General features: G+C 66.5%; 1 protein-coding gene. It reads left to right on the forward strand.

Annotated elements, in window-relative coordinates; genetic code table 11:
- On the forward strand, positions 1–2,741 hold a 2,741-nt coding region (locus AWC17_RS11390), incomplete at both ends, for a condensation domain-containing protein (RefSeq protein ID WP_141224585.1).

Consider the following 2,741-nt stretch of genomic DNA (forward strand, 5'->3'; position numbering starts at 1 on the left):
GGGTGGGTGTGGGGTATGTGGGTCTGGCGGGGTTGACCGGGTCGCGGTTTGTGGCGTGCCCGTTCGGGGGAGTGGGGGCGCCTGGACAACGGATGTATCGGACGGGGGATTTGGTGTGGTGGGGCCCTGATGGGCAGTTGCGGTATGTGGGGCGCGCGGATGAGCAGGTCAAGATTCGTGGGTATCGCATCGAATTGGGGGAAATCCGAACGGTACTAACGGGTTTGGCTGGGGTGGAGCAGGCGGTGGTGATTGTCCGCGAGGACCGCCCCGGGGACAAGCGGCTGGTCGCCTACCTCACCGGCAACGCCGACCCCACGCAGATCCGCACCCAGCTCGCCGAGCGGCTACCGGCTTACATGATCCCGGCCGCGATCATCCCCCTGGCCACCCTGCCCCTGACCCTCAACGGCAAACTCAACACCCACGCCCTCCCCGCGCCGGAATACCTCGGTCATGGGTACCGTGCCCCGGCCACCCTCACCGAAGAGGTCCTCGCCGGGATCTACGCCAAGGTTCTGGACCTTGGCCGGGTCGGGGTCGATGACTCCTTCTTCGATCTGGGTGGGGATTCGCTGTCGGCGATGCGTCTGGTCGCCGCGGTGAACGCCACTCTGGACGCGACCGTCTCGGTGCGAGTGTTGTTCGAGGCGCCGACGATTCGCCAGCTAGCACCCCGCCTCGATGAGGGCGAGAGCCGGCTGGCGCGGGTGGTGGCCGGTGTGCGCCCCGCGGTTGTGCCGCTGTCGTTTGCCCAGTCCCGGTTGTGGTTCCTCGACCAGCTGCACGGCTCTTCACCGGTTCACAACATGGCGGTGGCGTTGCGCTTACGCGGAGGCCTGGATGCCGACGTGCTCGGGACGGCGCTGGCCGACGTGGTGGCCCGGCACGAGAGTCTGCGCACGATCTTCGTCGCACCCGAGGGGACCCCGCAGCAAGTGATCGTCCCCGTTGGGCACTTTGATTTCGGTTGGCAACTCGTCGATGCCAGCGGGTGGCCGGCCGACCGGCTGGTCGAGGCCATTGACACTTTGGCGCACCACTCATTCGACCTTGCGGCTGAGATTCCCCTGCGGGCGACGCTTTTCCAGTTGGGTGAGGGTGAGCATGTGTTGGTGGCGGTGGCTCATCACATTGCTGCGGATGGGTGGTCGATCACGCCGCTGGTGCGTGATCTGGGGGTGGCCTATGCCAGCCGGTGTGCGGGTGGGGCGCCGGGGTGGGCCGAATTGCCGGTCCAGTACGTGGATTACACGTTGTGGCAGCGGTCCCAATTCGGGGATCTGGAGGACCCGCACAGTGCGATCACCGGGCAGCTCGCTTACTGGCTGGATGCGTTGGCGGGGATGCCTGAGCGGCTGGAATTGCCCACGGATCGGCCTTATCCGCTGGTGGCTGATTACCGGGGGGCGCGGGTGGCCGTGGAGTGGCCCGCGGAGTTACAACAACGAGTGAGTGAGGTGGCCGGTGAACATAATGCGACCAGTTTCATGGTGGTACAGGCCGCGTTGGCGGTCCTATTGGCCAAGCTGGGTGCGACTTCGGATGTGGCGGTGGGTTTTCCGATCGCCGGGCGCCGTGATCCTGCGCTTGATGAGTTGGTCGGATTTTTCGTCAACACATTGGTATTGCGCACCGATCTCGGTGGAAATCCGACCGTGGCTGAGGTGTTCGCCCAGGTGCAACAGCGCAGCCTGGCCGCCTATGAACACCAAGACGTACCCTTCGAAGTCCTCGTCGACCGGCTGCATCCCACCCGCAGCCTCAGCCACCACCCCCTCATCCAAGTAGTCCTGGCCTGGCAAAACTTGCCCTGGCAGCATGACGGTCCCGCCGCCGGGCTGGCGTTGGGCGACGTGCAGGTCACGCCGGAGCCGGTCGACACCCATGTCGCCCGCATGGATCTGGTGTTTTCGTTGGCCGAACGCTGGACCGAGGACGGCCAGCCCGACGGCATCGGCGGGGCGGTGGAGTTCCGCACCGACGTGTTCGACACCGCCGCCATCGAGACGCTGATCGAGCGGTTGCGGCTGGTGCTGGTGGCGGTCACGGCTGACCCGACGCGGCGGCTCTCGTCGATCGATGTGCTCGACGAGTCAGAGCGCGTCCGGCTCGAGGTCATGGGCAACTGCGCGGTGCTGCAGCGGCCCGCGTCGGTGGGGGTGTCGGTTCCGGAGTTGTTCTCCGCGCAGGTGGCGCGGGCCCCGGAGGGGGTGGCCATCACCTGTGGGGACCGTTCGTGGACGTATGGCGAGGTGGAGGAGTCTTCGAATCGGTTGGCGCATTTGTTGGTGAGTCGGGGTGCCGGTCCGGGGGAGTGTGTGGCGGTGGTGTTCCCCAGGACGGCCGAGGCCGTCGTGGCGATCCTGGCGGTGCTCAAGACCGGGGCGGCTTACCTGCCGGTCGATCCGAGTGTGCCGGCGGCGCGCATGGAGTTCGTGCTCGGCGACGCCGCGCCGATCGCCGCGGTGACTATCGCGGAGGTGCGGTCGCGGCTGGACGGGTCGAGCCTGGATGTCATCGATTTCGACGACCCGGCTGTCGCCACCCAGCCCAGCGGCGGGTTGCCCGCGCCGTCGGCGGAGGACATCGCCTACATCATCTATACCTCGGGTACCACGGGTACTCCCAAGGGCGTGGCGATACCGCACCGCAATGTCACTGAGCTGTTGGAGTCTTTGGATGCGCAGCTGGCGCTGGGGCAGGTGTGGACGCAGTGTCACTCGTTGGCGTTCGACTTT

Source organism: Mycobacterium nebraskense (assembly GCF_002102255.1).
GTDB lineage: Bacteria > Actinomycetota > Actinomycetes > Mycobacteriales > Mycobacteriaceae > Mycobacterium > Mycobacterium nebraskense.